Source organism: Kistimonas scapharcae, assembly GCF_039540975.1.
Classification (GTDB): Bacteria; Pseudomonadota; Gammaproteobacteria; order Pseudomonadales; family Endozoicomonadaceae; genus Kistimonas; species Kistimonas scapharcae.
In genome coordinates, this window is sequence record NZ_BAABFL010000305.1 from 1 (window position 1) to 3,659 (window position 3,659).

The 3,659-nt window shown below is 51.7% G+C and carries 3 protein-coding genes; 1 reads left to right on the plus strand and 2 read right to left on the minus strand.

The features are described from left to right. The first annotated feature begins 92 nt into the window (after positions 1-92). On the plus strand, positions 93-1,385 hold the full coding sequence (locus ABD892_RS11355; RefSeq protein ID WP_345195782.1) for an ankyrin repeat domain-containing protein: 1,293 nt from the start codon (positions 93-95) through the stop codon (positions 1,383-1,385). Positions 1,386-1,439: 54 nt separating this feature from the next. Here the strand turns inward: ABD892_RS11355 and dsdA are convergent, their stop codons facing one another. Together dsdA and ABD892_RS11365 are read right to left on the minus strand one after the other, a co-directional pair. Next, complete coding sequence (gene dsdA / locus ABD892_RS11360) at positions 1,440-2,795, minus strand: D-serine ammonia-lyase (RefSeq protein WP_345195780.1); 1,356 nt, start codon at positions 2,793-2,795, stop codon at positions 1,440-1,442. A 79-nt stretch (positions 2,796-2,874) separates the two neighbouring features. Further along, positions 2,875-3,594: a GntT/GntP/DsdX family permease gene (locus ABD892_RS11365; protein WP_345195781.1), complete on the minus strand. Its 720-nt coding sequence runs from the start codon at positions 3,592-3,594 to the stop codon at positions 2,875-2,877. Positions 3,595-3,659: the final 65 nt, after the last annotated feature.

Genomic DNA, 3,659 nt, shown 5'->3' on the forward strand with positions numbered 1-3,659 from the left:
GCTTAATCCCGACAGATCTTCAGCTGATCAACTTAAGAAAGCGGCTTGAGTTGGGGCGACAACTATGTTGACAAACACCGGTCAATGAATTGTTGAAGGCTGGTGCGGATGCGAATATCAAGGATATAATGAATAGATCACCGCTACATATGGCTTCCCAAAGCGGGTTTTTTTCCACCGTCAGAGTATTAATCGACGCAGATGCAAAACAGGGAGGAACAGATTACTATGGATATAAGCCATTCAATTACGCCATTATTAAAGGTCATCTTCCTGTCGCTAAATTTTTGATAGAAAAGGGAGGGGCTAGTGGTAAGATAATGTTTAATTATAAAGATATACATCAAGCTGTCGAATTTTGTGTTCCAGAAATCCTCGAATGTTTACTGAAGCAAGACGCTGACTTTGTTAATCAGCAAGGTCATAATGGGTCAACAGCTTTGCATCTTGCTGCAAATAAAAAGGGTTCTGAAGGAGTAAGACTGTGCAGTCTGTTAATTGAGGCTGGTGCTGAGTACGATATTGAAGATCATTTAGGTAGACAGCCATTGTTTTTTGCTGCTTGCAGCAATGCTGCGTCAGTGAAGGTGTTGTTGGAGGCAGGAGCCGACATCACAGCAGTAGAAAGAATGAGGGGGCGGAAACCCTTGCATGCTGCAGCTCGGGTAGTTAACACGCCTTCCGTGCAGGTATTGCTGGATGCAGGTGCCAAAGTCAATGACGTAGATAACAATGAACAGACACCTTTGCATATGGTGGGTGCAGAACCCAGTGAATCCCAATCCATGGCAGAGTGCACGGCATTGTTGCTGGAAAAAGGAGCCAATTTGGAATTAAAAGATTCTAGTGGCGAAACACCATTACATCGACATGTATGTAAAAGTGTTAAAACCACCCTCGTACTGCTTAAATATGGCGCTGATACCCAAGATCATTCACCGTTTATATCCCTTCTTAAAAATGCTCGTTTTCCTCATCATGACGATGGTTACAGTAAAATCAATGCATCTTGGGTTTTGCTGGATGCGGATATGAATATTGATAGAACGGATGCCAATTTCAGCGGAAGAACATTACGAGATTTATTAAAAGATCAACAGAGTGAGTTTTATGTTGGACGATGGAATGCAGAGATTGAAGATAATGCCACTATTGAGACATTGAAAAAGATTAAGCAGTATTTGGATGTCAGGCCGTTACCTCTTGAACGCTTGTGTCGTCGTGTGGTGAGAGGTTTGCTAAGACAGTATGCAGGTGGGATTGGTAAGATATTCTTGGACAGTACGGTCGCGCTTAATTTCCCTAAAAGCTTGCTGGAATTTATTCAATGTCAGCCCGAAAAGTCAAAAATGAACCAGGAGCAAGCTCAGCTTCTGGCAGGATAAAGGCCTGTTTTCAGCAGGCCGTTATCCGGCTAACAGTATTCAGAACCTGTTAATTCAGTGCGCCATTTCGACAGCGAGATAATCACGCCCCTTGCGAATATAGCTGCGCATTTCTTCCATCGGCACCATGTTGCCGCCGGTTGCCCAGGCAATGTGGATGGCATTGTTCAGCTGATCTTCACTGAAATCCATGCGGGCCTTGTAGCCTTCTTCTTCGCTCAGCACGCGTGCGATACCGGGTACACCCGCCAGTGCGGACGGTTCCAGACGAATGTTCTCGTGACGGTTCATCAGGGCCAGCAGGCAGTACATTTCCTCGTCGGTCACGGTGAAGTAACCATCCAGCAGGCGCTCCATGGCCTTGCCAACGAAGCCGGATGCACGGCCTACGGCGAGACCATCGGCGGCAGTGATGTTGTCGATGCCGAAATCCTGAACAGAAATTTCGTCATGCAGGCCGGTATAGACGCCCAGCATCATGCAGGGTGAGTGGGTCGGCTCGGCAAAGATGCAGTGCACGTTATCACCGAATGCCATCTTCAGACCAAAAGCTACACCACCGGGACCACCACCAACGCCGCAGGGCAGGTAGACGAACAGGGGATGGTCTTTATCCACCACAACTTCCATTTCATCCAGCTGCTTTCTCAGGCGTTTTGCGGCAACGGCATAGCCGAGGAACAGGTTAGTGGAGTTTTCATCATCCACGAAGTAGCAGGTCGGATCGGATTCCGCCTGACGACGGCCTTCTTCAACGGCAATGCTGTAGTCGGATTCATATTCCACCACTTCAACGCCGTGGGCGCGCAGCATGTCTTTCTTCCACTGGCGGGCATCGGCAGACATATGCACAGACGCCTTGAAGCCCAGGCGGGCACTCATGATGCCGATGGACAGCCCCAGGTTGCCGGTAGAGCCGACAGCAACAGAATACTGGCTGAAGAACTGGCGGAATTCATCGGTGGTCAGTTTGGCGTAATCGTCCTGCTCGGTCAGCAGGCCGGCGTTGATGGCCAGGGTTTCCGCATGCTTGAGCACTTCATAAATACCACCGCGGGCCTTGATGGAACCGGAGATGGGCAGCTGGCTGTCCAGTTTCAGCAGCAGCTGGCCGGGCAGCTTAACGCTGTAGCGGTTTTCAATGACAGACTGCATCGCAGGTACTGCGCGGACCGGTGATTCGATGATACCGTTGGACGACTCTGTCTCCGGGAACATGGTCTTGATAAACGGTGCAAAGCGAACCAGCCGCGCGCTGGCGTCGTTGATATCGTCCTGATTCAGGCCCACGAAAGGCAGGGCTTCTTCCAGGGTGGTGACACCGGGGTTGAACCACTGGGTTTCCTTCAGTTCAACCATGTCCTGGATAAGCGGATGTTCGTTGATCCATTGCTCGGTGGTCTTGGTCATACTATGCCTCGTTAACCGGTTCGGTCTTCAGTTCAGTAACAGTAAAGCGTTGTCGTTTGATTCAGTGCATTCAGGGGCGTCAGATCAGCACCAGCTTCAGCAGCCAGGTGGCGGCCAGGGCTGTCAGTGACAGGATGACACTGGTCTTCGGAATCAGTTTGAAGGCGGTCTCCGTCTTCATGCCGGAGCAGGAGGAGACCATCCAGAAGTAGTTATCGTTGCCGTGGACGATCATGCTCGCGCCAGCGCCCAGGGCCAGCATCGCGATGATGGCGCCTTCCGGTGAGCCCAGGGCCAGCATCGCGATGATGGCGCCTTCCGGTGAGCCCAGGCCCAGTACGCCCAGCATCGGGCCGATCATGCTGGCGCCGGTCAGCAGGGTAATGCTGGCGGAACCGATGGCTGTACGCAGCACTACACCGATGATAAAGGGCGCCAGCAGGCCGATGTTGAAACCGGCCAGCAGGCTGGTCATCACATCCTGCAGGGGCGACGCTTTCAGCAGGCCGCCGAAACCGCCGCCGACAGCGACAATCAGGGTGATCTGGCCGGCGGTTTTCAGGGCATCGCCGAACACGCCGTCATAAGTGGCTACCTGCTTGTCTCCAGGCTTAACCCGACGGTAGGTACGGACGGCCAGCAACAAACCAATCAGCAGGGCAACAGCCGGTTGGCCCAAAATGGTCAGACCTTCCCACACGATGCCTTCTGTCGGCATCAGCATGCCGTAGAAGGTTTTGGTCATCATCAGCGCGAGTGGCAGCAGGATCGGCAGGAACGCTTCGGTGTTTGTCAACATAGTTGTCGCCCCAACTCAAGCCGCTTTCTTAAGTTGATCAGCTGAAGATCTGTCGGGATTAAGCC

What these genes read in the sequence shown, in the direction of transcription:
- dsdA (WP_345195780.1), bottom strand. Translation starts at nt 2,795, where the DNA reads ATGACCAAGACCACCGAGCAATGGATCAACGAACATCCGCTTATCCAG.
- ABD892_RS11365 (WP_345195781.1), bottom strand. Translation starts at nt 3,594, where the DNA reads ATGTTGACAAACACCGAAGCGTTCCTGCCGATCCTGCTGCCACTCGCG.